The organism is Niveispirillum sp. (genome assembly GCF_017996735.1).
In the GTDB taxonomy this organism is placed as follows: domain Bacteria; phylum Pseudomonadota; class Alphaproteobacteria; order Azospirillales; family Azospirillaceae; genus Niveispirillum.
Genome location: NZ_JAGOGJ010000062.1, coordinates 1 through 26746 on the forward strand (window position 1 = coordinate 1; position 26746 = coordinate 26746).

Here is a 26746-nt window from a genome sequence, read left to right on the forward strand (position 1 = left end):
TCCTGGGACTCCCGGTCTGGATGCCGGTTCCTGGATCACGGTTCCTTCGGGTCTGGCCATGCGCCCTGAAACGACAGGTCGAATATGCAAGTTACCGTCAAAGGCAAGCAACTGGATGTGGGCGATGCTCTGCGGACCCATGTGAAGGATCAGCTGGCGTCGATGGTCGGAAAATATTTCGGCAACCCCATGGAGGCGACCGTCATCCTGTCCAAGGATGCGCATCTCTACAAGGCCGATATCCAGGTTCATGTCGGCCGTGGGATTCTGTTGCAGTCGAACGCCGAAGCCACGGAACCCTATCCCGCCTTCGACGAGGCCGCCGACCGCGTGGCCAAACGTCTGCGCCGCTACAAGCGCCGCCTGAAGGATCATCATGAACGGACGACACTCAGTCAGCTTCCCGTTCAGGCCGCCCGCAAGTACATCCTTGAAGCCGAGGTCGATTCCGACGATTATGCGGCGGATGAAGCACCGGCACCGGAGGGGAACGGGCATCATGGCGTGGTCGTCGCGGAGATGGAGACCTCCATCGAAATGCTGACGGTCAGCGAGGCTGTGATGCGTATGGACCTTGCGGATTTGCCGGCCTTGATGTTCCGGAATCGCGCCCATGGCGGCCTGAACATGATCTATCGCCGGCCCGATGGAAACATCGGCTGGGTGGACCCTGCCGGGGCGGCAGGGTCGGTGAAACAGTAAGGTGATGCGTACCCCATGGCTGTATCCCTGCGTTCCGTATCCCCTTCCTTCCAGACACCTTCGGCAGCGATGAATGATCTTTTGACGCCGGAGGCGATCCTCCCGAACCTGAAGGCCGGCTCCAAAAAGCAGGTCCTTCAGGAACTGGCCAAGAAGGCGGCCGATCTGACCGGCCAGCACGAAAGGGCAATTTTCGACGTGCTGGTGGAGCGCGAGCGTCTGGGCACCACAGGCGTGGGGCGCGGCATCGGTATCCCGCATGGCAAGCTGCCGGCCCTTCCCGGTGTCATGGCCATCTTCGCCCGGCTGGAAAAGCCGGTCGATTTCGAGGCGATCGACGAGCAGCCAGTGGACCTGATCTGCATGCTGCTGGCCCCGGAAGGGGCCGGTGCCGACCACCTGAAGGCCCTGGCGCGTGTGTCACGGGCGCTCCGGGACCCGGTGCTGTGTGACAAGTTGCGCGGCGCGGAATCGGGCGATGCCCTGTTCGCGCTGCTGGCCCAGACCGAACAGGTCAACGCCGCCTGAACAGGCGCGGGGCGTACAAGGAAAAGCCGGTGTCCTGGAAACGGGACGCCGGCTTTTTGTTTCGGGTTTCCCCTTACGCTACCCACCCGGATCAAGGCGTCCCGACCTTTGTATCCGGGCCCGCCGACAGGCGCATGACGGCACCCCATCGGGAATCCATGGCAGACCCGGAACCCTATCGCCCCTGACCATCGCTGTAACCCTGCGGGCCAAGCGGCAGGGTGATGTGGCAGCGCAAGCCGGATTCGGCCCATTCCATGTCGATCTTGCCGCCCAGTTGGTGGCGCAGCACCTGACCCAGCAAGGTGGAGCCGAACCCCTGCCGCGTGGGCGGACCCGATATAGGCGGCCCGTCGGTTTCTGTCCAGGACAGGTCCAGGGTCCCACGCCGGATGGACCAGTCGACCGTGACCCTGCCCTCCGGCAGCGACAGGCCGCCATGCTTGGCGGCATTGGTGGCCAGTTCGTGGAAGACCAGCCCCAGCGATTGCACCATGTCGGCCCCCAGACGGACACGGGGGCCGCGCAGGGTCAATTGCACGGCATCGGAGGCAAAGGCCTGCACCTCGTCCTGAATCAGCCGTTCCAGATCGGCACCGGACCAGGCGGCCTGCGCCAACAGGCTGTGCGATCGGGCCAGGGAGGAGATGCGCCCTTCCACGGCGTTGGTGAAGGCCTCGATACTGTCGGCGCGGCTCAGCCGCACCACGGCCTGGGCCACGGCCAGGGCGTTCTTGGCCCGGTGATCGACCTCCCGCATCAACAATCTCTGCCGGTCCTCCGCCTCGTACCGGCCCGTCACATCCATGGCGGTGGCGGTACAGCCGATGATACGTCCGGTTTCATCGCGGATCGGCACGGCATTGACGGACAGGATCTGTCGGGCGCCCGTCTTGGGGTCCCGCAGGGCATATTCCCCGTCGCGCACTTCTTCGCCGGCCAGGGCCCGGGCGGTGGGAAAATCGACGCTGGACAGGGACCGCCCATCCAGGCTTGTCGCCTGCCACAGGGCCGCGTCATGGCGGACCCCGATGATGGAGGCGCGCGACAGGCCCAGAATATGCTCCGCCGCGGCATTCACGTCGGTGAAGCGTCCGTCGGGACCGATCTCCATGATGGCCACCGGCGCCGTATTGACCAGCCGGCTCAACCTTTCTTCGCTGCGGCGCAGATCCTCCAGCGCGATGTCCAGGTGTGCCGTGCGTTCACGGACACGGGCTTCCAGGGCCACATTGGAACTGCGCAACTGGCCCTGCGCCACCTCCGCCTGCCGGGTCTGGCGCAGGGCGATGATGGCCAGGGGCAGCAGCAGCAGGGTGGCGACGATGGCGAAGCTGAAATGTCCCAGCGCGGCCCAGCCCCAGTCCGCCTGCAAACCCGCTGTGGAAACACCATAGACGATCCGGACGGGCACCCGGTCGACATCGGCCACGGCGTAAAGCCGCTCCTGCCCGTCGAAGGGGGAGACGGCGGTCAGCAGGCCCGTCGCGGGATCGCGCCCGTCGATCAGATCGGCCACGCTGCCCAGCGCCGTGCCCGGCTCCACCGGGGTGGGATGGCGGGCCAGCACTTCGCCATCGTCCCGGACCATCATCACCTCTGCATCGGGATGCGCCGTGATGCTGGCATAAAAGGATTCGAAATAGGCGGGCCGCAGCGAGACCTGAACCACCCCCAGGAAGGCACCGTCATGCCCCTCGATCCGGCGCGACAGGGCAAAGAACACTTCCGGGTTGAGACGGCCTGACAGCCGGGAACTGACATGGGGCCCGACCACCCCCTCCTCATGCGGCAGGAAATAGTCGCGATCGGCCACGTTCAGTTCGGGAACCGGCCAGCGCAGGGTGCTGACCCGTACCCGGCCCGTCGCATCCACAAGCCAGTAGGACTGGACCTCCGGCGCCTCACCGGCCAGATCGCGCAGCCATTCGAACAATCGCGGGGTGCCCGCAACGGCATCCCACCCCTGGCTGCGGACCAGCCATTCGGTGTTGCGCAGGATCAGGGCATGGGCACCCATGAGGCGGGCGGCATGTTCGGCCAACTGGTCGGCCTGCGCGCGTGTATCCGCCGTCGCGCGGTCCATGACCCGGGCACGGCCCAGCAGCAGTTCGGCCCCGAACAACGCAAGCGCCACAAGCAAAGCCGTCAGCGCCAGCCAGACGACGGCGCGGGACGGGTTGGCGGGCCGGGGTGTCGAGCCCGATGGGGCCGTCGGCTGGTCGAAGACATCCTGCAAATTGCCGACCTCGCTTCGCGTGAGCTATAGCAGATACGCGCGATAAAGGTTTCCGGAAAGCTGTTTCATCGGTAGAGGACGACCTATGACAAAGCGCATAGGTGCCCCCGCCTGCGCCGGTCGGACGCGCGTAAAGTGGCGTTGTTTCGGGCTTTCACGGGGGCTATTGTGCGCCGCCTTTATCAGAAAAGCAGTTTGGAAACCTCTCGCATGACCAGCGCCCCGATCCAGACCGCCACCCGCATCGACCGCCGTTTCGCCGCCCTGAAGCAGGAGGGGCGTGGCGGTCTCGTCACCTTCGTCACGGCGGGTGACCCGGACCACGAAACCAGCCTTGCCCTGCTGAAGGGCCTGCCCGGCGCCGGTGCCGACGTGATCGAACTGGGCATGCCCTTCACCGATCCCATGGCCGACGGCCCCGCCATCCAGGCCGCCGGCCTGCGGGCGCTGACCAATGGCGCGCGCATGACCAGGACGCTGGATCTGGTGCGGGCCTTCCGCCAGCAGGATAACGAGACGCCGCTGGTGCTGATGGGCTACTACAACCCCATCTATTCCTATGGTGTGGAACGGTTCCTGGCCGATGCCGGCAAGGCGGGCATTGATGGCCTGATCGTCGTCGATCTGCCGCCGGAGGAGGATGATGAACTGTGCGTGCCGGCGCTGAAGGCCGGCGTCAGCTTCATCCGTCTGACGACGCCGACCACCGATGATGCCCGTCTGCCGGCCGTGCTGGCCAATACATCGGGCTTCGTCTACTACGTCTCCGTCACCGGCATCACCGGGGCCGGCAGCGCCAGCAACGCCGCCATTGACGAGGCGGTGGCCCGCCTGCGCCGCCATACCGACCTGCCGCTGGCCGTCGGTTTCGGCATCAACACCCCCGAACAGGCCGCCGCCGTGGCCCGCGTCGCCGACGCCGCCGTGGTGGGCAGCGCCATCGTCCGCCAGATCGAGGCCAACCTGGACGCCGACGGCAAGCCCGCTGCCGGGCTGGTCGACAATGTGCTAGACTTCGTGCGGGCGCTGGCCCAGGGCGTGCGCTCCGCCCGGGGATAAGCTGCAGGGACGGGCAGGTCGGGTTTTGGACTCCCCGTCGGATTTACACCATTGCCGATCTTGGCGCGCTTGGTCGTGCACAGTGGCACATTACCAACGCTATGGACTTCCTCCGTCGATTGGCACTGTTGACGGACAAGGGGTCCCCGGATTACGCAACTGTCAGAGAGCTATATGAGGATCGCAACGCCATTGCTCACGGCAGTCTCGAGGAGACGAAGCCCAACGTGAAGGTGGTCGCGACCATACTCAGCGGGATACTCTCCCGCCTTGAAGGTACCCGATGAACTGGCTGACCAATTTCGTCAAACCCAAGATCCAGGCCCTCGTCTCCAAGAAGGAGGTCCCGGACAATCTCTGGCACAAGTGCCCGTCCTGCGGTGCGATGCTGTTCCATCGTGACCTGGAGGAGCAACTGCATGTCTGCCAGCATTGCGGCCACCATATGCGCCTGGACCCGGTGCGCCGGCTGAAGACGCTGCTGGACCCGGGCTATCAGTTGATCGAACTGCCCAAGGTCGTGGTCGATCCGCTGAAGTTCCGCGACCAGAAGCGTTATACCGACCGCCTGAAGGAAGCGCAGACCAAGACGGGGCGTCAGGACGCCATCGTGGTCGCCCACGGCAAGATCAACGGCCAGGGCACCGTGGTCGCCGCCTTCGACTTCAACTTCATGGGCGGGTCCATGGGCATGGCCGTGGGCGAGGGGCTGCTGGCCGCTGCGCGCCTGGCCGTGCTGCAACAGGTACCGCTGATCGCCATCCCGGCATCGGGCGGGGCACGCATGCAGGAGGCGATCCTGTCGCTGATGCAGATGCCGCGCACCGTCATCGCCGTGGAGATGGTGAAGGAAGCCGGCCTGCCCTATATCGTGCTGCTGACCGACCCCACCACGGGCGGTGTCACGGCCAGCTTCGCCATGCTGGGTGATATCCATATCGCCGAGCCGGGGGCGCAGATCGGCTTTGCCGGTGCCCGCGTCATTGAAAGCACGATCCGCGAGACCCTGCCCGAGGGGTTCCAGCGGTCGGAATATCTGCGCGACCATGGCATGGTCGACATGGTGGTCCACCGCAAGCAACTGCGCGAGACGCTGGGCCGCATCATCGACCTGCTGCGCCGCCCCGGTCCCAGCGCCGATATCGTGAAGATCGGCCGGGGCAGCGGCGACCGGCCGGCCGGTCGCAAGGGCGGTGGCCCGACGGTCAGCGCCATCCAGGGCGGTGCCGGCTACCAATGATCAAGGCGGCACCGCTGGTGCCCGCCTCCCCCCGGCTGGAGGCGGCGCTGGAACGGATGCGGCAACTGCATCCGGTGGTCATCGATCTGTCGCTGGGCCGTATCGAACGGCTGCTGGCGCGCCTGGACCATCCGGAGCGCCGGCTGCCGCCCACGGTGCATGTCGCGGGAACCAATGGCAAGGGCAGCACCGTCGCCTTCCTGCGCGCCTTTGCGGAAGCGGCGGGATATCGGGTGCATGTCTATACCTCCCCGCATCTGGTGCGTTTCAACGAGCGTATCCGGCTGGCCGGCGATCTGATCGGCGATGATGATCTGGCGGATATCCTGGAGGAGGTGGAGCGGGCCAATGCCGGCGATGCCATCACCTTTTTCGAGGTGACGACGGCCGCCGCCTTCCTGGCCTTTTCCCGCGTGCCGGCCGATCTCCTGATCCTGGAGGTGGGTTTGGGCGGGCGACTGGATGCCACCAATGTCATCGACGCGCCGGTGGTCAGCCTGCTGACCCGCATCTCTCTCGACCATACGCAGTTCCTGGGGCCGACCCTGGCCGATATCGCAGGCGAGAAGGCGGGCATCGTGAAGGCCGGCCATCCCGCCGTCGCGGGGCGTCAGGCCGATCCGTTGGTGGAACAGGTCTTTGCCGACCGCGCGGCGGCGCTGGGCGCGCCCTTGTCGCTGCATGGGAGCGACTGGTCGGTGGCCGCCACCGATACGGGGTTCCGGTTCCAGGACGCGACGCGCCACCTGGACCTGCCGCCACCCGGCCTGATGGGGGTGCATCAGGTGGATAATGCCGGGCTGGCCATCGCCGCCACGGCCTATCTTCCGTTCAGCATCGGGGAAGACGCGATCCGCCGGGGGCTGGCCGGCGTTGAATGGCCGGCACGGTTGCAGCGCCTGACGCGCGGGCCGCTGGCCGATCTGTTGCCGCCGGGCTGGGATCTGTTCCTGGATGGCGGACATAATGACAGCGCCGGAGAGGTGCTGGCCCGGCAACTGGCCGCCTGGGGTGCGGATGGCCGGCCGCTGGATCTGGTGTTCGGCATGCTGGGATCGAAGCGCCCGCTGGATTTCCTGAAGCCGCTGGCCCCTTACGTGCGGCGGCTGCGGGCCGTGGCCATACCGGGCGAGCCCAACAGCGTCACGGCAGAAGATGCCGCCACTTTCGCGCGGGAAGCGGGGATGGCGGCCGGGTCGGCCGTGGATGTGGCGGGTGCGGTTGTGGAACTGGCGGCGCTGGGACGGGAAGAAGCGCCGGCCCGCCTTCTGATCTGCGGCTCGCTCTATCTGGCGGGAACCGTGCTGGCCGCCAATAGCTGAGCACAAGAAAATGCCGTCCCTTCACGGAGATAAAGGGACGGCATCAAGTTTCCTCTGGGAACAGAAAAAGATGCAAAAGCGGAAGTGAAGACCAGATTGCGTACCGGGAAATCAATCGGCGGCGCGCAACATGGCAGTGTAAACAGCCATCACAGCCTCGATACTGATGCTACCGGCGCGGGCGCCGGCCGTCAGCATCTCTTGTGTCGGCTTCACGGGAACAGCCGTCAGACCACGGATTCCCATCTGTTCCACCTCATTCAAAGCGAAACGCATCCGCTCGCTCAGCATGGCTTCGTTGACGTTGGTGAACATGTGGGCCACGTCCTTCATGGCGGTTGCTCCTGATCCCTGATCGGCCGGGCCGGTGGTCGCAACACCGATCCGCCCTGTGGATGATTGACTATAGGCCTATGTTCCCGAGCCACTCTACTGTGCAGACGTATAGTTTTGTTGATCGCCATGCTGTTGGTAATCATTCTCATCTATTCGCGCGCTACTTGCACATGCCACGCTGGCGGTTACGGGGCTTTCGGATTAGGGTGGCGTCCTTCCTTTTGTCTTTTGAACGAAGACCATGGCATCCCCCATCTTCCATATGTGCCGCGCCGACGAGTGGCAGGCGGCCCAGGCCGCCGGTCGTTATGATGGTTCCTCCCAGGACCGGGCCGACGGCTTCATCCATTTTTCCACCGGCACACAATTGCCGGAAAGCGCCGCCAGGCACCGCACGGGCCAGACGGGCCTGCTGCTGCTGACCGTCGATCCAGAGGCCTGTGGCGCGGCGCTGAAATGGGAAGCGTCACGGGGGGGACAGTTGTTCCCGCATCTGTATGGACCATTGCTGGCCGATGCCGTCATCCGGGTCGACCCGCTGCCGCTGGGGGATGACGGGCTGCATGTGATGCCGGCCCATGTGGCGGAGGGGGCGTGATGGTCGATCTCTACCCGCTGGCCCGCCCCTTCCTGATGGCCATGGATGCCGAGCAGGCGCACAACCTGACCATTTCGGCGCTGAAGACGGGGCTGGTGCCGGGCGGATCACGGCGCGATCCGGAAAGCCTGGCCACGCGTGTCTTCGGGCTGGATTTCCCCAATCCCATCGGTCTGGCAGCCGGCTTCGACAAGAATGCCGAGGTGCCGGACGCCATGCTGAAGCTGGGATTCGGCTTTGTCGAATGCGGGACGGTCACGCCGCGCCCGCAGGATGGCAACCCCAAGCCGCGCCTGTTCCGCGTGCCCACGGCCCAGGCGGTGATCAATCGCTTCGGCTTCAACAACCAGGGTCTGGACGCCTATGCCACCCGGCTGCAGGCGCGGGCCAACCGCCCCGGCATCGTCGGGGCCAATGTCGGCAAGAACAAGGATTCGGTGGACGCGGCCAGCGACTATACGGCCTGTATCCGCCGCGTGGCACATCTGGCCCGGTATCTGGTGGTCAATGTCTCGTCGCCCAACACGCCGGGCCTGCGCACGCTGCAATCGCGCGACGCGCTGGCCGACCTTCTGGGCCAATGTCTGGCGGCGCGGGCGGAGACGGGAGTGAAGCCGCCCCTGCTGTTGAAGGTGGCCCCCGACCTGACGGACGAGGACAAGGCCGATATCGCCGCCGTCGTGCTGGACAGCGGCATCGACGGGCTGATCGTGTCCAACACCACGCTGGCCCGTCCCGCCGCCATCCCGCCCGTCCTGGCGGCAGAAGCGGGGGGCCTGTCGGGCCGGCCGCTGCTGGAGCCATCCACCAAGGTGCTGGGCGAATTCTATCAACTGCTGGGGGGCCGGCTGCCGCTGGTCGGCGTGGGGGGCGTGTCGTCGGGCGCCGATGCCTATGCCAAGATCCGCGCCGGGGCCAGCCTGGTGCAGCTTTATTCCGCACTGGCCTATCAGGGTCCGGGGCTGGTCGGGCGGATCAAGGCGGAACTGGCGCAGAGGCTGGCCGATGACGGCTATGCCCATGTGGCCGATGCGGTCGGGACCGCCCACCGCAAGGGCTGAAACAGGGTCGGGAAAAAGGGTCGCGCATGCATTGGTTCCGCCATCTGGTGTTCGCCGCTGTCTATGTCGCCCTGGCCCTGGTCGTGGCGCTGACCCTGCCTTTGTCGGTGGGCGGCATGGGCGGGCACACGGCCCTGCTGTTCGGGCTGGCGATCCTGACCTTCGGCGGATTGCTGCATGAATTCTGGTCCCGCCAGGATGAACGCGGCCGGCTGGAGGCCCGTATCTGGGAACTGGAAGCCGGGGTGGAAGAGATGCGCCTGGAACTGGACGCGCTGCGCGGCCATTCCGGCGCCGTGGCCGCCGACCCGTCAGAGGTGGCGGCCGTCCTGTCGGAGGCACGCGTGCTGGAACGGCTGGCCGACCGGCTGCCGGCGCCGGCGGGGCGGGTGGCGCCGGTGGTGGGCGGTCCTGATGCCGGCCCCCTGTTCGCACCGCGCCCCCTGACGGCACAGCCCGTGCCAACCGATACCGGCGCCATCCTGGACCATGTGCGGGCGGCGCTGCGCACCGATCAGGTGGACATCTTCTTACAGCCGGTTGTCAGTCTGCCGCAGCGCAAGCACCGCTATTACGAACTGTTTTCCCGTATCCGGGCGGGCCAGGATGGCGACGGGAAGCCGCGTTACATGCTGCCCGAACAATATCTGGGCGTGGCGGCCGATGCCGGCCTGATCGCCACCATCGACAATCTGTTGCTGTTCCGCTGTATCCAGTTGCTGCGCGAGACGGAGAAGCGGCACCAGAATGTCGGCTTCTTCTGCAACATCTCCGCCGCCACGCTGAACGATGCCGCCTTCATGCGGGAATTCGTCACCTATATGGGACAGAACCCCAATCTGGCGGCCAAGCTGGTATTCGAACTGTCCCAGGACGACCTGATGCGCGGCGGGCTGTTCGCCACCAGCTTCCTGGATGGGCTGCGGCGCCTGGGCTTCCATTTCTCCATGGATCAGGTCTACAGCCTGGATCTGGACTGGAACGAGCTGGCGCGGCATGAAATCCGCTTTGTGAAGCTGGACGCCGCCCGCCTGCTGGACCCGGACGGCCGTTTCGCCGATCCGCGTGCCGTGCGCGAACTGCGCCAGCAACTGGACCGCAACAATATCGACCTGATCGTGGAAAAGGTCGAGACGGAGGCCCAGCTTTTGGAACTGCTGGACCTCTATATCGATTTCGGCCAGGGCTATCTGTTCGGCGAGCCGAGGCTGGCCAAGAAGCAGGCGGGGGGATAAAGGTCAGGCGGCCGCGGCCTCTGTCCGATATCCGGCACGCAACAGGTCGGCCAGCCGGCGGCGCAGGTCGGCATTCTCCCGCTCCAGCTGTTCCAGGCGGCGGACCATGGCCGGCTTTTCCCCCGTCTGATCCTGGCGCCAGCGGTAATAGGTGACGCGGGTCACGCCCAGCTCGCGGGCGATATCCACGATCTTATAGCCTTCATTCAGCAGCGCATCGGCCAGGGCCAGCTTCTGCTGCACCTCTTCGGGGGTGTAACGACGCTTCAACATGCCTCTGCTCCCTAGTCGGTGGTTGAAATCAATCCCCGGCATCCCGCCACTGCCCGGCGACCCAGGTGCCTGTAACCGTCAAGGCACTGTCCAGCAGCACAAGATCGGCCTGCCACCCCGCCTGGATGCGGCCCAGACGCTGATCCAGATGCAGGAAGCGCGCGGGATAGAGGCTGGCCATGCGCAGCGCCTCCTCCACATCCACGCCCATCAGGGTGATGACGTTGCGCACGGCCTGCGCCATGTCGATATCGGCCCCGGCCAGGGTGCCGTCATCGGTAACCAGCCGCCCGTCGCGGCGGTGGATGGTCTGGCCATAAAGCTGGAAACTGGTCGCATCGGTGCCCGTCGGCGGCATGGCGTCAGTGACCAGCATCAACCCGCCCGGCCCCTTGGCCGCCAGCGCCAGGCGCAGCATGGCGGAATGCACATGCACCCCGTCGGCAATGATGCCGCAGACGGTATCACGGGCTGAAAGCGCCGCCCCGGCAATGCCCGGTTCGCGGTTGGCCAGCGGCGGCATGGCGTTGAACAGATGGGTGAAGCCGGTCAGGCCGGCATCCACCGCCGCCATGGTCTGGGCATAGCTGGCCGCCGAATGGGCGCCCGCCACGATCACGCCCGCCGCCACCAGCCGCGCAATCTCCGCCGGTGCCACCCGGTCGGGCGCCAGCGACAGCAGCACGCGGGCATCATGCGCGCCAAACCGATCGGGCAGCCCTTCCAGGAAATCCAGATCCGCCTCGCTGGCCGGGCGCACATGGTCCAGATTATGGACCCCGCGCCGTTCCGGGGTCAGGAACGGGCCTTCCAGATGCACACCGATGACGCCGGACCCGGTGATGGCACTGGCCGCAGCCGCCGCCAGGGCGGCCGCCTGCATGCCCTCCACCGCATCGGTGATGAAGGTGGGCAACAGGGCCGTGGTACCAAACCGGCGATGGGCACGCGCGATGGCCAGCGCCGCCTCGCGCGTCGGCATGTCGTTGAACAGCACCCCGCCGCCGCCATTGACCTGTGTATCGATGAAACCGGGGGCCAGCAGCATGTCGGGCGAGAGACACCGCACGGCCACCCCGGCGGGCGCCGTGGAACCGGGCGGCAGGACCGCCGCCACCCTTTCCCCCTGGATCAGGATATCGGCATCGATGGTGCGGGTGCCGGTAAAGACCCGCGCGCCGGTCAGCAGGGTGCCTGTCATCACACTGTCTCCGTCACCTTGCGCAGGTTGGCGGGCACGTCAGGGTTCAGGCCCCGGCGCTGTGATACCGTATGGATGGCCATGTAGAAGCTCTGCACCGCCGCCAGCGGCGCCAGTTCCGGGGCCAGCGCCGGCACCGACGGCAGGGGGATCACGCCCTTCACGCTGTCATCGCTGCTGAACACCGGCGCCCCCAGATCGACGCAGCGGGCAATCGCCGCCCGCGTCGCCTCAGCCGTGGCATCATTCTGGTTGATGGCCAGCACGGGGAAATCGGGGCCGACCAGGGCCAGCGGCCCATGGATGACCTCCGCCGCACTGAACGCCTCGGCATGCAGGCGGCAGGTCTCCTTGCATTTCAAGGCCATCTCCATGATAGCGCCCGTGCCCACGCCACGGCCGATGATGTAAAGCCCCGTCTTGTCCGTCAGGTTCAGCAGGGCCGGCGTCCAGTCCAGTTCCGCCGCCGCCGACAGCGCCGCCGGGGCCTGGGCCGCAGTCCGGCGCAGGGCATCATCATCCTTCCATTCCGCCACCATGGACAGGAAGGCAGCGCACGCCGTCAGATAGGATTTGGTGGCGGCGACACTGATTTCCGGCCCGGCACAAAGCGGGATGAACAGGTCGGCCGCTTCCGCCAGCGGCGACGTCTCGTCATTCACCAGGGCCACGACATAGGCCCCACCCTTCTTGGCAGCCGCCGCCAGGCGCAGCAGGTCGGGGCTGCGCCCGCTCTGCGATACCGCCACGAACAGGGCGCCATCGACCTTCAGATCGGTATTGTACAGCGACACGACCGACGGGCCGACCGACGCGACGGGCAGGCCCAGATGCGTTTCGATCAGGTACTTGCCATAGGTGGCGGCATGGTCGGAACTGCCGCGCGCGCAGGTGACCACCAGCGCGGGGTTCAGGTCGCGCAGCCTGGCACCCAGGGCCGCGAAAGTGGGGCCACAGCGGTCGATCTGGCGCTGGATGGCGGATGCACTTTCCGCCGCTTCCACGGCCATCTTGGTGCTGGTGCTGTCGGGCTTGCTCATGGATCGGATCTCAAGACATCACGGGTTGGGCGGAGCGGTCAGGTTCAGCTCCACGATGAAGTCGTAGGCATCGCCCCGGTACTGGCTGCGCACGAATTCCAGCGGGCGGCCATTTTCCAGGAAGCTGCGGCGTTCGATGAACAGGGCCGGCGTGGCTTCCGGCACCTGCAGGATGCCCGCCTGATCGGCATTCAGCAGACCGGCGGACAGGCGCTGCAACGCGCGGTGCGGCGGATATCCCAACCCGCGCAGCACATCGTACAGGGAGCCGGTGACGAGCAGCGGATCGGGCAGGATACGGGCCGGCACCACCGACAGCTCGATGGCCATCGGCGCCTCATCGGCCAGACGCAGGCGCCAGAGCCGGCTGACCTTCTCCCCCAGCGCCAGACCCAGCACCATCGCCTCTTCCGGGCTGGCCGGGGCCACCGTACGCGACAGCCAGCGCGACGAGGGCTCCAGCCCGCGCGACCGCATGTCCTCCGAAAAGCCGGTCAGGGCCGACAAGGGCTGTTCCACATGCGGGGCCTTGGCCACAAAGGTGCCGGCGCGCGGGCGCTGATGCAGCAGCCCTTCATCGACCAGGGCCTGCACCGCCTTGCGCACCGTCACGCGCGAGACGGCAAACCCTTCGGCCAGATCGCGTTCGGCGGGCAGCGCATCCTCCGCCGCCAGCGTCCCGTCCGTGATCAGGCGGCGCAGATGGCGGGCCAACTGCATATAAAGCGGCAGGGGGCTGTCGGCGGACAGGGCCGTGCCATCGAACAGGGGTTCGGTCATACTCATGCGGCACCCGCCCGCATGGCCAGCAGCACCCCGCCCGCCATGGCATCGCCCTTCGGTTCGGTCAGAACACCGCGCACCCAGGGCGGCATCCAGTCCAGCAGCACCGGCCCCAGCCCGCCCATCAGACAGATGGCGGGCGCGCCCAGTTCCAGCAGGCGGCGGATATGCATGACCAGATAATCGGCCTGTTCCCGCACCAGCCGCCCGGCCACCGGATCGCCCTTGCACGCATGCTCCAGCACCAGCGGGGCCAAGGTCCCGTAATCCCCCGGCCGGGCGGGGCCGACCCAGGCGACGATGGCCGGCGGATCACCGCCCAGCGCCGCCATCACGGCCCGGGTCAAATCGGTCTGCGGTCCCATCCCGTCATGGGCCAGCAGGGCGGCGCGCACCGCCTCACGTCCCATGGACGCCCCGGAGCCCAGGTCCGATACCTCGAACCCCCAGCCGCCGATGCCCTGGCCCACACCGTTGATGATGATCTGTGCCGCACTGCCCGTGCCGGAAATCAGGATGGCACCATCCGCCCCGGCATGAGCGCCCAGGCAGGCGGTATAGGCGTCGGTGTCGGACAGGATGCTGGCGAACGCCACCGGCGCGCTACCGGCCACCCGCTGCTGATCGGCCGCATTGGTGATGCCGGCCAGACCCAGACCAATGGCGGTGCGGGATAGAACCTCCCGCCCCAGCCCCGCCTGCGCCAGGGCCGCATCCACCGCCTGCATGATCGCATTCCAGGCGACATCCAGGCCCAGGCGAATATTGGCGGCCCCGCCCACACCCTCGCCCAGCGTGCGCCCGCCCGCATCGGCCAGCCGCGCCCGGCACCGCGTGCCGCCACCATCGATGCCCAGGAACAAAGGAGAGGTCATGAAGGCGTCTCTTGGTCTCTATCCAATCACCGACAGGTACGATACCAGATAAATACCAGATGGCAATATCCCAAGCCTGACTTGGCGATTAAAAGTTCATCTGGTATGGTCGTGACCTCATTTGAACAAGACCAGAGACAGGATATGTCCGCGACGGAGAAGGTGGGCCAACGGTTCCAGGGGCTGGATCAATGGTCCACGCCCGACATTCTGGAGGCGCTGTGGGGCGGGCAGGCGCGGGCCGTGTCAGCCTGTCTGGCCACCCTGCCGGCGCTCGGCCGGGCCGTGGATGACGCGGCGGCGCGAATCGGGGACCAAGGCCGGCTGATCTATGTCGGCGCGGGGTCGTCGGCGGTGCTGGCGGCCCTGGACGGGCTGGAACTGCCCGGCACGTTCAGCTTCCCCCTGACGCGGGTGGAACTGGTCCTGGCCGGCATTGGCGACCTGCGCCTTGGGTTTGACGGGTCGGTGGAAGATGCGGGTGATGCCGGGGCTGACCGCGTCCGCGCGCTTTCCCCCGGCCCCGCCGATATCGTCATCGGCGTCTCGGCCAGCGGGCGCAGCGCCTTCACCGTCGGCGCCCTGGATGTGGCGCGGGCGGCGGGGGCCCTGACCATCGGCATCGCCAGCAATGAGGCTTCCCCCCTGCTGCTGGCCGCCGAACATCCCCTGTTTGTCGATAGCGGGGAGGAGGTGATCGCCGGCTCCACCCGGCTGGCGGCCGGGACGGCGCAGAAACTGCTGCTGAACCTGTTCTCAACCGCCCTGATGGTGCGGTTGGGCGGAGTGTACGGGAACCTGATGGTCAATCTTCAGGTCAATAATGTGAAGCTGCAGGCCCGCGCGCTGGACATCCTGCGTCAGATTACGGGGGCGGATACCGGGGCGGCGGCACAGGCGCTTGCCGATTGCGACGGCGCCTTGAAGCCGGCGGCCCTGGTCGTGCTGCGCGGCCTGTCGCCCGATGCGGCGCGGGCGGCGCTGGCGGCGGCGGGTGACAATCTGCGCCGGGCATTGGAATAGCAAGGGGGTGATGCCCTGCATCACCCTAAGCCCCCAGCATGCCCAGCGGCAGGATGCGCAGCGCATCGCCCGGCCGGACGTGGGTCACCTCTTCTGCCAGTTCGGCCAGGGCATCCGCTTGGCTGAGGCGCCCCAGCATGGCGGCACCATCGTCCGGGTCGGCCATGGCCACCCCGTCGGGACCGATGCTGACACGCAGATATTCGCGTCGCCCTGCCTTCTTGGCGTGGGCGAAGCCGGCGGGCGCCGTGAGCAGCGGCAGCGGCGCCGGGACCTCTCCCGACAGGCGCCGGATCAGCGGCCGCACCAGCATCAGGAAACTGACCAGCATGGCCACGGGATTACCGGGCAGGCCGGCAAAGGTGGCATCGCCGACATGGCCCAGCGCCAGCGGCTTGCCGGGCTTCAGCGCCAGTTTCCACAGGTCCAGCCCGCCCAGCGCCATGATCGCCGCCTTCACATGGTCCGCCTCCCCCGCCGACACACCACCCGAGGTCAGGACAAGATCGTGACCGCCGGCAGCATTGGCCAGTGCCGCGCGGATCATGCCTTCATCATCCGCCAGAATGCCCAGGTCGGTCACGACACAGCCCAGCCGCGCCAGCAACCCCCGCAGCAGGGCGCGATTGCTGTCATAGATGCCGCCGGGCGCCAGGGCACCGCCCGGTTCCGTCAACTCGTCACCGGTGGAGAACAGGGCGACGCGCAGCGGCCGGCGCACGGACAGCCGATCCACACCCATCGCCGCCGCCAGGCCGATATCCTGGGGCCGCAGACGGCGTCCGGCGGGAAGGGCCACCTGCCCCGCCGCCACATCCTCTCCCTTGCGGCGCAGGTTGCTGCCGGGCCGCAGGCCGGCGGGCAGGCGGACATAGTCGCCCTCCCTCACCGCCTCCTCCTGCATCACCACAAGGTCCAGCCCGGCCGGCAAGGGCGCGCCCGTGAAGATGCGCAGCGCTGTACCCGGCGGCGGGGCGGCGGCAGGCGCATCACCGGCAAACAGGGTTCCCGCCACGGGCAGCGCGCGCCCCAGATCCGTGGCACGCACGGCATAGCCATCCATGGCACTGTTGTCGAAGGGCGGCAGGTCCATGGGGCTGACGATATCCGCCGCCAGCACCCGGTCCAAGGCACCCGACAATGCAACCCATTCCACTTCCGCAACGATATTGAAACGGTCGGCAATCAGGTCCAGGGCCGCCGGCACCGTCAGCAATTTTGGTTCGGCTCCGAAACAATCCCTGCCACTCATCTGCTAACCCCGGTGATCCGCTGGATCAGGTCGGCGATGGCATCGACATCGTTCAGGTCCAGCACCGGCAACGGGCAATCCGGCAAGGCCATATCGCTGGCCACGGCCACGATGCGGGGATCGTCGGGCCAGAGCGGGGCCTTGCCGTTGGACGGGCGATGCACTTCCAGCTTGGGATGGGCATCCCGCTTGAACCCTTCCACCAGGATCAGGTCGACGGGCGACAGCCTGGCCAGCAGTTCGGCCAGCGTCGGTTCCGGCCCGCCCCGGTTCTCATGCATCAGGGCCCAGCGGTTGGCCGATGCCACCAAAACCTCCTGCGCGCCGGCCATACGGTGGACATAGCTGTCCTTGCCGGGCTGGTCGATATCGAAGGCGTGATGGGCATGCTTGACGGTGGCCACGCTCAACCCGCGCGCCGACAGGGCCGGGATCAGCCGCGCCATCAGGGTCGTCTTGCCGCTGCCGCTCCACCCGGCCAGACCGAACACGTTACGGGCAAGCGTCATGGGAACCATCCCTGCCATTCATGGACCCCCGGACCCTAGCGCATTCCAACCGGCCGCCGATAGCCCATGTGCACCCGATAGCCCATGTACAATGACAAAGGGCCGCCGGATGCCGGCGGCCCTCGTCACCTGTCGGGAAAAGCCGAAAGGTTACGGCGCGCCGCCTTCCAGCGGCAGGGCCAGGAAGGTCTGTTCGCCGCGGCGTTCGACCAGCAGCAGGACCGCCTTGTGACCGGCGCCCTTGGCCTTGGTGACCTGGGACATCATGTCGGTGGGCGTGGTCACGGGCTGCTGCCCGACCTCCAGCACCACATCACCGGGGCGCAGTTGGCGCGACTGCGGCGAGGCGTTGGGGCTGACCTTGGTGATGACGACGCCCTTCACACCCTCGGCGATCTCGAACTGCTTGCGCAGGTCGGCGGTGATGGCGGACACCGACAGGCCCAGCGCCTCCACCTGCTGCTGGGCGGCACCCTGGCCGGGCTTCTCCTCCTCGGGCTCATCCTCCGTCGCGGCGGCCTGATCCTCGGGGAACTCGGCCAGCGTCACGGTGACATTCATGGCCGTCCCCTTGCGGGAGATGCCCACATTCACCTTGGTCCCGACGGGCGTGCCGGCCACCATGCGCGGCAGGGTGCGGTTGTTGGCAACCTCCTTGCCGTCAAAGGTCAGGATGACGTCGCCGGGCTTCAGGCCGGCGGCGGCGGCCGGGCTGGCATCCGTGACGGTGCCGACCAGGGCGCCCTTATGATGGGCCAGCCCCATGCTTTCGGCGATCTCCGGCGTTACCGACTGGATCTGCACACCCAGCCAGCCGCGCCGGACCTTGCCGGCCTTGCGGATTTCCTCGATCACGGTGCGGGCCATGCTGGACGGAATGGCAAAGCCGATACCGACCGAACCGCCCGTGCGGCTGTAGATGGCGGAATTGATGCCGACCACATCGCCGGCCAGATTGACCAGCGGACCGCCGGAATTGCCCTGGTTGATGGCGGCGTCGGTCTGGATGAAATCATCGAAGCGGCCGGCGCCGATGTCGCGGGCGCGGGCCGACACGATGCCGGCCGTCACGGTGCCGCCCAGGCCGAACGGATTGCCGATGGCCACGACCCAGTCGCCGACCTTCAGCACATCGCTGTCACCCCATTTCAGGGCCGTCAGCTTGGCCTTGGTCTCGACCTTCAGCAGGGCCAGATCGGTCTCCTTGTCGGTGCCGATCAGCTTGGCCTTCAGTTCCGTCTGGTCGGCATCCTGGAAGATGACGGTGATCTCGTCCGCGCCCTCGATCACATGGTTATTGGTGACGATATAGCCCGACGCATCGATGATGAAGCCCGACCCCAGCGACTGCGCCTTGCGCGGGGCGCCCTGACCCTGCTGCTGGCGTTCCAGGAAGTCGCGGAAGAATTCCTCCATCGGCGAGCCGGGGGGGAAGTCCGGCATCGGCACGGCGCCCCGGCCGCCCGGCTTGTTCTGGATGGTCTGGCTGGTCGAGATATTGACCACCGACGGCAGGGTCTTTTCAGCCAGCGGCGCAAAACTGTCGGGCGCGCCGCGTTGGGCCAGGGCCGGCGGGGTGAAGATCAGGGTGGCGGTCACCGCCAGCAGCGATAGCAGGCCGGCCACGCGGCCTTCCCGGACGACACTCCCGGCGGGCGCGCGGGGGGAACGGGAACGGAAGGCGTCGATCACGTCAATCTCCAGGGGCCGGTCATCCGCACCCCGATGGGCACGCACCGGCGCACCGGCCCGATAGGGGCGCGCCGACAACCAAGGAATATAGGACGTGATTGGCCGCCTTGCGAAGCATTCCTTCGTAACAGGCTGTGACACGGCCCAGCGGCGGAGACGGAACCGTCATCGGATGCCAAAACGGCGCCATGGCGCCCTATCCCCGCAACGCGGCGACGGCCAGAACACCCAGGATGGCGGCCCCCAGCCCGATCCGGCGCAGCATTACCGGCTCCATGCCGGAGATGCGCTGGGCCATGTCGCGCATCGAATTCGGTGCCACGGCATAGAGCAGCCCTTCGATCACGAAGACCAGGGCCAGCGCGGTCAGAAAGTCTGCCAAGGGAAGGTCCGACAGGAAGGCGTGGGACGGCGAACCGCCCCACGCAGGATGATCACCGCTTCGTCACGGTGCCCGTGCCGTTGAAATAACGGAAGAAATCGCTGTCCGGCGACAGGACCATCTGGGTGTTGTCACCCTTCATGGCCACCTTGTAGGCGTCCAGCGAGCGATAGAAGGAATAGAAATCCGGATTCTTGCCAGCGGATTCGGCCAGGATGCGGATGGCCTGGTTGTCGCCCTCACCGCGCAGCACCTGGCTGTCGCGCTGGGCTTCGGCCAGGATCACGGTGCGTTCGCGTTCGGCCCGGCTGCGGATCTGCTGGGCCTGTTCGTTACCCTGGGCGCGGGCCTCGCGGGCTTCGCGCTCACGCTCCGACCGCATCCGCTCATACACGGCCTGCGACGTGGCATCGGGCAGGTCGGCGCGGCGGATACGGACATCCACGATCTCCACCCCGAAACGGGCGGCCTCCTGGTTCACCTGGGCCTTGATGTCGGCCATCACCTTCACGCGCTCCTTGGAGAGCACGTTCAGCAGCGTGGCGCTACCCAGGACACGGCGCAGGGCGGAATTGACGGTGGCGGCCAAACGCTGCTCCACCACCATCTCATTGCCCACGGACTGGTAGAACTTCAAAGGATCCGTGATGCGGTACCGGGCAAAGGCGTCCACTTCCAGACGCTTCTGATCGGCCAGGATCACCTGTTCGACGGGCGGATCGACATCCAGGACGCGGGCATCCAGAAACACCACATTCTGCACGAACGGGATCTTGGCATGCAGGCCCGGCTCCTGAATGGTGCGCTTGGGCTCACCAAGCTGTACGACCAGGGCCTGTTGGGTCTGGCTCACGGTGAACAGCGAGGCGGACGCCAGGATGACGGCGGCGGCGGCGACGACGCCTGCGGCGACAAGTTTTGTGCTCATGGTCCGTCCCCCTTACTGGCGCGGCGCGGCCGGTGTGGCCGGCGTCTGTTGACGGAGCTGGTTGGTCAATTCGTTCAGCGGCAGATACGGCACCACGCCACCGCCCTTGCCCTGGTCGATGATGATCTTGTTGGCGCCGCCCAGCACCTCCTGCATCGTCTCCAGATACATGCGGCGCGCCGTGATTTCCGGCGCCTGATTATAGGCGGACAGGACCTGGGCGAAGCGCTGCGCATCACCCTGGGCCAGGCTGACCACCTGCTCACGATAGGCCGAGGCCTGCTGGATCAACTGTTCGGCCTCGCCGCGGGCGCGGGGGATGATGTCGTTGCGATAGGCCTCAGCCTCGTTGCGCAGACGCTCGCGGTCCTGACGGGCGCGCTGCACATCGTTGAAGGCGTCGACCACGGGGGCCGGCGGATCCACCTTCTGCAACTGCACCTGACTGATCTCGATACCCGACTGATATTCGTCCAGCATGGTCTGCAACAGGACCTTGGTCTGCTGTTCGATATCCTGACGGGCCTCGGTCAGCGCGGGCTGGATGTCGGTGCGGCCGATGACCTCGCGCATGGCGCTTTCAGCGGCCATCTTCACGGTCATTTCCGGGTCGCGGATCTTGAACAGATAATGGCCGGCATCCTTGATCAACCACAGGACCGTGAAGTCGATGTCGATGATATTTTCGTCGCCTGTCAGCATCAGGCTTTCGTCCAGCACGTCACCGCCGCCGGGGCGGCGGCTGTCGGCGCCGGAGCGGTAGCCGATTTCCAGACGGTTGACGCGCGTGACCTTGGGCGTCTCCACCGTTTCGATGGGGGCCGGCATGTGGTACCGCAGGCCCGGCTGCTCGGTGCGCACATATTCGCCGAATCGCAGGACCACACCCTGCTCATCCGGTTGCACCCGGTAAATGCCCGAAAGGCCCCAGAGAAGGCCGAGCGCCACGACGCCCAGCAGGATGCCCTTGCCGCCCCCCAGGCCACCGGGGGTCAGATTCTTGAACCGCTCCTGGCCCTTGCGCAGCAAATCTTCCAGGTCGGGACCGCCGGGCTGCTGCCCGCCGCCGCCGGGCGGACGGCCCCACGGGTTGTTACCGCCGCCATTGCCGCCGCCGCCCGGGGGAGAGCCCCAGGGCCCGCCGCCATTGCCGCCACCTTGATTGTTCCAGGGCATATTTCCGACCCTTTGGTGATTGGACCCACAAACTGCCAAACCGACAGGCCTGCCCGCAAGGACAGGACGCTTTCTCTGCACGTCTTGCCACCCTATATATCGCGGCGCACCGTACACAAGGCCCTTGGGCCATCGGTCACCGCAGATATTGGGAAGCAGACGGGGTTTTCAACCATGGCCGTGGTCAGCGAGGAACAGGTTCTGAAGGCGCTCAGCAGCGTGAAGGACCCCGATCGGGGGGCCGACATCGTTGCGCTGGGCATGATTTCAGGCCTGACGGTGAAGGGCGGCAACGTCGCCTTCGCGCTGGAGGTGGACCCGGCCAGGGGGGCCGCATTGGAACCGATGCGCCAGGCGGCGGAGAAAGCCGTGGACGCCGTGCCCGGTGTCACGTCGGTCACCGCCATGCTGACAGCCCACCGTGCGCCGCCCAAGCTGGGCGGTGGCCATGATCATAAGGGGCATGACCATAAGGGTCACGGCCACGCGGCGCCCGCCGCCGCCCCACCGCCGAAACCTGCCAAGATCGGCGTGCCCGGCGTGCGTGCCATCATCGCGGTGGCGTCGGGCAAGGGCGGGGTGGGCAAATCCACCACCGCCGTGAACCTGGCGCTGGGCATGGCGGCCAACGGCCTGCGTGTCGGCCTTCTGGATGCCGATATCTACGGGCCGTCCCTGCCCCGCATGATGGGCCTGTCGGGCAAGCCGGAGACGGTGGACGGCAAGGTCCTGCGCCCCCTGGTGCGCCACGGGGTGAAGGTCATGTCCATGGGCTTCCTGGTGGCCGAAGAAACGCCGATGATCTGGCGCGGCCCCATGGTGATGGGTGCCATCCAGCAGATGTTGCGCGACGTGGCCTGGGGCGAACTGGATGTGCTGGTGGTCGACATGCCGCCGGGCACGGGCGACGCGCAACTGTCGCTGTCGCAGAATGTGCCCCTGGCCGGGGCCGTCATCGTTTCCACGCCGCAGGACATCGCGCTGCTGGACGCGCGCAAGGGGCTGAACATGTTCCGGCGGGTGGATGTGCCCGTCCTGGGCATCGTGGAGAACATGTCCTATTTCTGCTGCCCCAATTGCGGCCATCGCAGCGATATCTTCAGCCATGGCGGGGCGCGGGCGGAGGCGGACAAGCTGGGGATCGATTTCCTGGGCGAGGTGCCGCTGGACATCGCCATCCGCGAGACCAGCGATGGCGGCGATCCCATCGTCGTCTCCCAGCCCGACAGCGACCATGCCAAGGTCTATCGCGCCGTGGCGGCCCGCGTCTGGGACAAGATCAGCATCGGCGGGGGTCGGGCCGCCCCCCGCATCGTCATTGATTGATCAGGGTGCCTGCTTTGGCGGCATTCAGTGACAAAAGGCGGCCGGTGACGCGGGCGGTGACTTCGAAAGACAGGTTATTTTACGAATGTTCGTTCGAAATTCCCTGTCGCGGACAGCCCGCCAAAAGACGGATTGCTGCACTGCGTATCGCGCAATGGATTTTTCCTTTCCGTCCGGGCGGGTGTTTGGTACATAAACTTCGTACACCGCTGGTGGACGGACAGGATGTATCAAGACGAACCAATCCGAGTTGCATATGCGTTTCGCGACGGCGCCCATTCTTTTCGGGCTGCCGACCCTCGCACGGGCGACGTACAGGTTGCGCATGGCGTACCTGAGGTTGCTTATGAGGAGGTGACGCGCACGCTGAGCGAGCGGGTTGCCGGTCGTCTGGGTACATACGCCCAGGCCCGCCCCCAGTTGGCATTCAAGGAATTCTGGACGTGGCTGCAGATGAACCCCATCGCGGCCATGCCGAACACCCCTTGCCATGTCGAGTTCGCTTGGGAAGTCCGACCCTGAACCCGGCATGGTGAGTCGCCATGTAGGCGGTATGTGTATGGATTGCTGAACAACTGGCGCCCGGCCCCAATCCGGGCGCCATTTTTTTGCCTTCGCCCCCCTCCCTGAAGCAAAGGGCGGCCAGATAGGCGCGCTTGGCCACGCCGCATGACGGCGTCACAGCGATCGCCCCATGCCAGCAGCCATGGTTCATGGGGGCCAGCATCACGACCCCAAAAAAGCCTGTCCGCCGCGATACCGGAGCACAACCGCGTTTTTCGCGAATGAAGGGACACAACCAAACCGACCGCGTGCATGCCGCATAGATCAACTAGAAATATAAAGTGCCATACTCATAAATTGGTAATTCTTTTGCGCTTTTGAAACCATTTAATATGCATTATAGTGTGTTTCTACGCGGAAATTGTTGGTTGCGCCAACCGCGTTTCATCCGGCGCTGGGGTGCGATCGGATGAACAGAAGTCGCTGAAATAACTCAGCTATTTCTTATGGCGCCAACCTGTCGGCTTCGTGCCATGTCGGCCGAAGCAGCAAATTTTGTCCGGGGCGCAGCACGTCGTTGCAGCAAGAAGCTCGGCAGGACCCCTGACACCAAGGCGCCTCAACATGAGGCCGAAACCTCATGTCGATGCGCCAAATGCAGTGAAGATCAAGCGTAAATATGCGCGCCGATTCTGCAAATAAAAGCAGATATCAGCGGCACGCATCGAATCGCCCTGATCAATCACGCCGGGCTTACTGGCTGCTATCCGAAACTCAGCACCTCGGAATAGCATGAAATGTCGAATCGACCATTATTGACCGCATCACTGCTGACTTTGTTGACAGCAGCGTTATTCACCCTCGTCAGCGTCCTGGCAAGTTTCCTGTCCGAAATCGCCGTGTCACGGGAGACGGCGCGTTCGAACATATTGCACAGCCTTCAGACGGGCCATTTCACCGATCAGATAAAGCTACCCCTGGCGAAACAGGAAATGCCGGCCCTGTCGGGCAATGACTGCCTGATCCTGGATATGATCGCGCTTCCCTACAGATCGACATGGGAAGAGGCGGTTTCCCCCTACCTGCTGACCTCGCGGCTACAGAACCTGCCCGGCATGCGCGAGGATGAACCATGGACCTGTGGCGTGACACGGCTGTCGGTACAGCAGAATGTCACTGTTGAACCCGACGGCCTCTACCATCGCAATCTGCATGGATACCGCACGGTCATGCGACTGTTGCTGGGGGTTCAGGATGTCCATGGCATGCAGGTGACCATCTTTGCCGCCTTGCTGCTGGTGACAGTGACCATGCTGGCCGTGTCGGGGCATGGCTGGTGGCGGCTGCGGGGCACAACAGAGGCCGCCAGACCCGCGGCCTATACGGCCGTTTCCTTCACCTTGCTGGTTTTCTACGGCCTGCCGCTCTATGGCTGGTGGCCCAGTTATTCACTGGCGGACATCGTCACTGTGGGCTTTCTGGCCACGGCGTACCTGACACCATGGCATCACCTTTCGGCTGGCCGCCGAACGGTGATGGTCGCGTTGTTCGGCTGTCTGACCGCCTATTTCGAGTTTCTGACCGGTGGGTTGCTGATCGGGGCCTGTATGCTTGCCGGCATTGTCGCGATCGAAGGGCGGGGCGACAGCGGCCGCCGACTTGTTGCCGACACGGCACAGGCCCTGTGCGTCTTCGGGGCGGCAGCGGTTTTGTGCTTCGCGTTGAAAATGGCCTTGGTTGCCGCGATCTTCGGCCCACAGGAACTGGCCATATTTGGTGACGCGCTTGGCCATCGCGCATCCGGCACGATCCTGGCGGAACTGTCACCCCACCTGACGGAACGCTATCGCGCCATCGGCCTGGACCCTGCCATCGTCGACAAGTCGCTGCTGCTGCGCATTGCCATGATGGGTGTGGCCTTGCTTCATGCAAGCTTTGTTCTGGCCTATGGGTCCACGCCGATGGGGGCAGGGCTGCTGCTGCTGTCCCTCGCCGTCATTGGCCTGCACCTGTTGCTTTTGATCAAAGGCCGCAAAACCGATCACCGGGCCGGCGATTATATGCTGGTGGCATCCATTTTGATCCTGCCCGTCTGGTACCTGGCTTTCATCAACCATAGCATCCTGCATGCGATATGGATGGTGCGCCCGCTGGCCTGGATGGTGGCGGTGGCCCTGGCATTGACCGCCCTTCGCCTGACCGACAGGGCCGCCGCCAGAGCCGCAGGCTGACGCCACACAGGCCAGCGGGGGGGGGGCAAGCGGAAAACCGCTGCCCCGCCCGTGCGCCCGTTACCGCAGCGCCTGTTCCAGATCGGCCAGCAGGTCGTTCACATCCTCTACCCCCACCGACAGGCGGACCAGACCGTCATCGATGCCGATGGCGGCGCGCTGTTCGGCAGGGATGCTGGCATGGGTCATGATGGCCGGATGTTCGATCAGGCTTTCCACCCCGCCCAGGCTTTCGGCCAGACTGAACAGCTCTGTCCGCTCCAGCATGCGGCGCGCCGGCTCCAGCCCGCCCTTCAGGTGGATGGTGACCATGCCGCCGCCGGCCCGCATCTGCCGCTTTGCCAGATCATGCTGGGTATGGCTGGGCAGGAACGGGTAGCGGACCTTGGCCACCGACGGATGCTTTTCCAGCCATTCGGCGATGACGCCCGCATTCTGGCAATGGCGCTCCATGCGCAGCGCCAGGGTCTTCAGGCTGCGCATCACCAGGAAACTGTCGAACGGCCCCTGGATGGCCCCCACGGCATTGTGCAGGAAGGCCATGCGATCGGCGATCTCCCCCGCCTCCCGCACGACCGCCACGCCGCCCACCATGTCGGAATGACCGTTCAGATATTTGGTGGCCGAATGGACCACGATGTCGAACCCCTGCTCCAGCGGCCGCTGAATCCACGGGCTGGCAAAGGTATTGTCGGCCACGGAGATCAGGTTATGCGTCCTGGCCAGTTGCGCCAGCGCCTCCAGATCGGCCAGCTTCAGCAGCGGGTTGGTCGGCGTTTCCACCCAGATCATGCGGGTTTCGGGCCGGATGGCCGCCTTCACGGCGGCCAGGTCCGACAGGTCGACCGTCGTTACCGACAGGTTGGCCGTCCGCGACCGCACCCGGTGCAGCAGGCGGTAGGTGCCACCATACAGATCATCGGATGCGATGACATGCGCGCCGGCATCCAGCAGTTCCAGGATGGTGGCTTCCGCCGCCAGTCCGGAGGCAAAGGCATAGCCGCGATGGCCCGACTCCAGATCGGCGATGCAAGCCTCATACGCCATGCGCGTCGGGTTCTGGCTGCGGGCATATTCATAGCCCTTATGAACGCCGGGGCTTTCCTGCACAAAGGTGCTGGTGGCGTAGATCGGCACCATGATGGCGCCGGTGGTGGGGTCGGGTTGCTGGCCGGCATGGATGGCGCGGGTCGCGAATCCCTGGCGGTTGGGGCGGTCCTTCATGCTGAAC

Annotated in this window: 25 protein-coding genes; 11 read left to right on the plus strand and 14 right to left on the minus strand. The window is 66.0% G+C overall.

Annotated features, from left to right (window positions below):
• Nucleotides 1–84: 84 nt before the first annotated feature.
• Together raiA and ptsN are read left to right on the plus strand one after the other, a co-directional pair.
• The gene (gene raiA, locus KBA48_RS18590; protein WP_292909109.1) at nucleotides 85–702 is read left to right on the plus strand and encodes a ribosome-associated translation inhibitor RaiA; all 618 of its coding nucleotides are present in this window, start codon (nucleotides 85–87) and stop codon (nucleotides 700–702) included.
• Nucleotides 703–771: 69 nt separating this feature from the next.
• Nucleotides 772–1230 (plus strand): PTS IIA-like nitrogen regulatory protein PtsN, encoded by a 459-nt coding sequence (ptsN, locus tag KBA48_RS18595; protein ID WP_292909111.1) that lies wholly within the window; start codon nucleotides 772–774, stop codon nucleotides 1228–1230.
• A 175-nt stretch (nucleotides 1231–1405) separates the two neighbouring features.
• On the opposite strand, the gene KBA48_RS18600 is transcribed toward ptsN, so the two are convergent.
• Complete coding sequence (locus tag KBA48_RS18600) at nucleotides 1406–3469, minus strand: HWE histidine kinase domain-containing protein (protein ID WP_292909113.1); 2064 nt, start codon at nucleotides 3467–3469, stop codon at nucleotides 1406–1408.
• A 210-nt stretch (nucleotides 3470–3679) separates the two neighbouring features.
• On the opposite strand from KBA48_RS18600, the gene trpA reads away from it, so the two are divergent.
• The 3 genes from trpA (at nucleotide 3680) to KBA48_RS18615 (ending at nucleotide 7090) form a co-directional block, all read left to right on the plus strand.
• The gene (gene trpA / locus KBA48_RS18605) at nucleotides 3680–4528 is read left to right on the plus strand and encodes a tryptophan synthase subunit alpha (RefSeq protein WP_292909115.1); all 849 of its coding nucleotides are present in this window, start codon (nucleotides 3680–3682) and stop codon (nucleotides 4526–4528) included.
• 283 nt (nucleotides 4529–4811) lie between these two features.
• Nucleotides 4812–5768, plus strand: a complete 957-nt coding sequence (accD, locus tag KBA48_RS18610; protein WP_292909117.1) for an acetyl-CoA carboxylase, carboxyltransferase subunit beta — start codon at nucleotides 4812–4814, stop codon at nucleotides 5766–5768.
• Nucleotides 5765–7090: a folylpolyglutamate synthase/dihydrofolate synthase family protein gene (locus KBA48_RS18615; RefSeq protein WP_292909119.1), complete on the plus strand. Its 1326-nt coding sequence runs from the start codon at nucleotides 5765–5767 to the stop codon at nucleotides 7088–7090. Before accD ends, KBA48_RS18615 begins: the two co-directional genes overlap by 4 nt.
• Nucleotides 7091–7201: 111 nt before the next feature.
• On the opposite strand, the gene KBA48_RS18620 is transcribed toward KBA48_RS18615, so the two are convergent.
• Complete coding sequence (locus KBA48_RS18620) at nucleotides 7202–7423, minus strand: hypothetical protein (protein WP_292909121.1); 222 nt, start codon at nucleotides 7421–7423, stop codon at nucleotides 7202–7204.
• A gap of 244 nt (nucleotides 7424–7667) precedes the next feature.
• Between KBA48_RS18620 and KBA48_RS18625 the strand changes: the two genes are divergently transcribed.
• Genes KBA48_RS18625 through KBA48_RS18635 form a run of 3 tightly spaced genes read left to right on the plus strand, consistent with a single transcriptional unit; the run spans nucleotide 7668 to nucleotide 10320 of the window.
• Nucleotides 7668–8024 carry a DUF952 domain-containing protein gene (locus KBA48_RS18625; RefSeq protein WP_292909123.1) on the plus strand — a complete coding sequence of 119 codons (357 nt, stop codon included), beginning with the start codon at nucleotides 7668–7670 and terminating at the stop codon, nucleotides 8022–8024.
• A complete protein-coding gene (locus KBA48_RS18630) occupies nucleotides 8024–9085 on the plus strand; it encodes a quinone-dependent dihydroorotate dehydrogenase (RefSeq protein WP_292909125.1) in 1062 nt (353 codons plus the stop codon). Before KBA48_RS18625 ends, KBA48_RS18630 begins: the two co-directional genes overlap by 1 nt.
• A 26-nt stretch (nucleotides 9086–9111) precedes the next feature.
• Nucleotides 9112–10320 carry an EAL domain-containing protein gene (locus KBA48_RS18635; RefSeq protein ID WP_292909127.1) on the plus strand — a complete coding sequence of 403 codons (1209 nt, stop codon included), beginning with the start codon at nucleotides 9112–9114 and terminating at the stop codon, nucleotides 10318–10320.
• Nucleotides 10321–10323: 3 nt separating this feature from the next.
• Here the strand turns inward: KBA48_RS18635 and KBA48_RS18640 are convergent, their stop codons facing one another.
• From KBA48_RS18640 to KBA48_RS18660, 5 genes are read right to left on the minus strand one after another with little or no spacing between them, the layout of a single operon-like run.
• Nucleotides 10324–10593, minus strand: a complete 270-nt coding sequence (locus tag KBA48_RS18640; RefSeq protein ID WP_292909129.1) for a transposase — start codon at nucleotides 10591–10593, stop codon at nucleotides 10324–10326.
• Between the two features lie 28 nt (nucleotides 10594–10621).
• A complete protein-coding gene (nagA, locus tag KBA48_RS18645; RefSeq protein WP_292909131.1) occupies nucleotides 10622–11794 on the minus strand; it encodes an N-acetylglucosamine-6-phosphate deacetylase in 1173 nt (390 codons plus the stop codon).
• Complete coding sequence (locus tag KBA48_RS18650) at nucleotides 11794–12834, minus strand: SIS domain-containing protein (RefSeq protein WP_292909133.1); 1041 nt, start codon at nucleotides 12832–12834, stop codon at nucleotides 11794–11796. Before KBA48_RS18650 ends, nagA begins: the two co-directional genes overlap by 1 nt.
• 18 nt (nucleotides 12835–12852) lie before the next feature.
• A complete protein-coding gene (locus KBA48_RS18655) occupies nucleotides 12853–13620 on the minus strand; it encodes a GntR family transcriptional regulator (protein WP_292909134.1) in 768 nt (255 codons plus the stop codon).
• Complete coding sequence (locus tag KBA48_RS18660) at nucleotides 13617–14492, minus strand: BadF/BadG/BcrA/BcrD ATPase family protein (protein WP_292909136.1); 876 nt, start codon at nucleotides 14490–14492, stop codon at nucleotides 13617–13619. The genes KBA48_RS18655 and KBA48_RS18660 overlap by 4 nt, the downstream gene beginning before the upstream one ends.
• Before the next feature lie 144 nt (nucleotides 14493–14636).
• On the opposite strand from KBA48_RS18660, the gene KBA48_RS18665 reads away from it, so the two are divergent.
• Complete coding sequence (locus KBA48_RS18665) at nucleotides 14637–15515, plus strand: N-acetylmuramic acid 6-phosphate etherase (protein ID WP_292909138.1); 879 nt, start codon at nucleotides 14637–14639, stop codon at nucleotides 15513–15515.
• 25 nt (nucleotides 15516–15540) lie between these two features.
• Here KBA48_RS18665 and glp read toward each other — a convergent pair whose 3' ends face one another.
• The 6 genes from glp to hflK all read right to left on the minus strand — a co-directional run bounded on the left by glp (nucleotide 15541) and on the right by hflK (nucleotide 21454).
• The gene (glp, locus tag KBA48_RS18670; protein WP_292909139.1) at nucleotides 15541–16767 is read right to left on the minus strand and encodes a gephyrin-like molybdotransferase Glp; all 1227 of its coding nucleotides are present in this window, start codon (nucleotides 16765–16767) and stop codon (nucleotides 15541–15543) included.
• Complete coding sequence (gene mobB, locus KBA48_RS18675) at nucleotides 16764–17276, minus strand: molybdopterin-guanine dinucleotide biosynthesis protein B (protein ID WP_292909140.1); 513 nt, start codon at nucleotides 17274–17276, stop codon at nucleotides 16764–16766. The genes glp and mobB overlap by 4 nt, the downstream gene beginning before the upstream one ends.
• Nucleotides 17277–17426: 150 nt before the next feature.
• Nucleotides 17427–18968, minus strand: a complete 1542-nt coding sequence (locus KBA48_RS18680; RefSeq protein ID WP_292909141.1) for a DegQ family serine endoprotease — start codon at nucleotides 18966–18968, stop codon at nucleotides 17427–17429.
• A gap of 196 nt (nucleotides 18969–19164) precedes the next feature.
• Nucleotides 19165–19350: a DUF2065 domain-containing protein gene (locus KBA48_RS18685; RefSeq protein ID WP_292909142.1), complete on the minus strand. Its 186-nt coding sequence runs from the start codon at nucleotides 19348–19350 to the stop codon at nucleotides 19165–19167.
• Between the two features lie 52 nt (nucleotides 19351–19402).
• Entirely contained in the window at nucleotides 19403–20278 is an 876-nt protein-coding gene (hflC, locus tag KBA48_RS18690; RefSeq protein WP_292909143.1) for a protease modulator HflC, read from the minus strand.
• Nucleotides 20279–20290: 12 nt separating this feature from the next.
• Entirely contained in the window at nucleotides 20291–21454 is a 1164-nt protein-coding gene (gene hflK, locus KBA48_RS18695) for an FtsH protease activity modulator HflK (RefSeq protein ID WP_292909144.1), read from the minus strand.
• Between the two features lie 174 nt (nucleotides 21455–21628).
• Here hflK and apbC point away from each other — a divergent pair, with 174 nt between their 5' ends.
• Together apbC and KBA48_RS18705 are read left to right on the plus strand one after the other, a co-directional pair.
• Nucleotides 21629–22780 (plus strand): iron-sulfur cluster carrier protein ApbC, encoded by a 1152-nt coding sequence (gene apbC / locus KBA48_RS18700; RefSeq protein WP_292909145.1) that lies wholly within the window; start codon nucleotides 21629–21631, stop codon nucleotides 22778–22780.
• A 1301-nt stretch (nucleotides 22781–24081) separates the two neighbouring features.
• Complete coding sequence (locus tag KBA48_RS18705; RefSeq protein ID WP_292909146.1) at nucleotides 24082–25515, plus strand: hypothetical protein; 1434 nt, start codon at nucleotides 24082–24084, stop codon at nucleotides 25513–25515.
• A 60-nt stretch (nucleotides 25516–25575) separates the two neighbouring features.
• On the opposite strand, the gene KBA48_RS18710 is transcribed toward KBA48_RS18705, so the two are convergent.
• A complete protein-coding gene (locus KBA48_RS18710) occupies nucleotides 25576–26739 on the minus strand; it encodes a cystathionine gamma-synthase (RefSeq protein ID WP_292909147.1) in 1164 nt (387 codons plus the stop codon).
• Between the last annotated feature and the right edge of the window lie 7 nt (nucleotides 26740–26746).